Below are 977 nucleotides of genomic sequence, written 5' to 3' on the forward strand. Positions count from 1 at the left end.
GCGGATGCAGGGGCAGTACCTGGACAGGGAGACGGGGCTGCACTACAACACGTTCCGGTACTACGACGCGGACCTGGGGGCGTTTACGACGCCAGATCCGATTGGGCTGGCGGGCGGCCTGAATTTGCATCGGTACGCCCCGAATCCACTCAGCTGGATTGATCCTTGGGGGTGGAGGAGCAAAAATTGTAATGGCGCGGGGCCGGAATGGAAAAGCAGGCGTACTCAAAGTAGCGGAGATTCCGGTTTAAAGGATCACGCGCGACGCCATTCCGATATGTCCCCTAAACAGTATTTGGAGCATGGTAAACGGAACGTTACTGAAGGACGTGTTCTGACGGGTGGTAAATATCCTGATGCAAAATATTATGTCCGCAAGGTTGGAGAGGATAAATATAGCGTAACCATTACAGATAAGAATGGGAAGATCCTTTCAATTGATACGCCAAAACAAGGTGGTGCACCACTCACGAAACAAAAACTCGATGATTGGCTAAAAAACAGTGGCGTCACCGCCCCTAGAAATTTCTGGAGCTAAGGCATGACTCTCGCTAGAATGTCGCAAATTAAATCATTGCTGGAAGATGTCGGCTGGAGCATCATGTTGAGTAGTAAGGATTTGCATAAAGTTTTTGATGATCAGATAATTTGGCCCATCCGTTCTGCAGATGGCAAAAAAAATCTAACAATTGTTTTTCAGTTGGTTGAGGATTTTGGAAATCGAACGGAGAGTTTGGCTGATTTGTTCTATTTTAAAATCGAAGGACATGAGGAGGAATTTGTTTTTCGCAAAATAAAAAGTGATCAATGGCAAGAAATCCTAGGTCAATTTGAGAAAAAAATCTCATCAATCGCCGATAATTTAGATTAATAATTGATTGCAGATTAATAGGTATTAGATACTTAATGAAAAGCAGGCTTGACTGAAGCGAGTTTCGTCCGCTAATCAGAAAACGCATCGGCAGCCACACAGAACA

At 44.9% G+C, this 977-nt stretch carries 2 protein-coding genes; both read left to right on the forward strand.

Annotated elements, in window-relative coordinates; all coding sequences use genetic code 11:
• Positions 1-538 (forward strand): RHS repeat-associated core domain-containing protein (locus tag ACOQFS_RS19590; protein WP_421564497.1); only part of this gene is annotated, 538 nt, incomplete at its 5' end.
• Positions 539-541: 3 nt separating this feature from the next.
• On the forward strand, positions 542-871 hold the full coding sequence (locus ACOQFS_RS19595; protein ID WP_421564498.1) for a hypothetical protein: 330 nt from the start codon (positions 542-544) through the stop codon (positions 869-871).
• The last annotated feature ends 106 nt before the right edge of the window (positions 872-977 follow it).

Origin of the sequence: Paracidovorax sp. MALMAid1276 (assembly GCF_049198005.1) — a bacterium.
GTDB lineage: Bacteria > Pseudomonadota > Gammaproteobacteria > Burkholderiales > Burkholderiaceae_C > Acidovorax.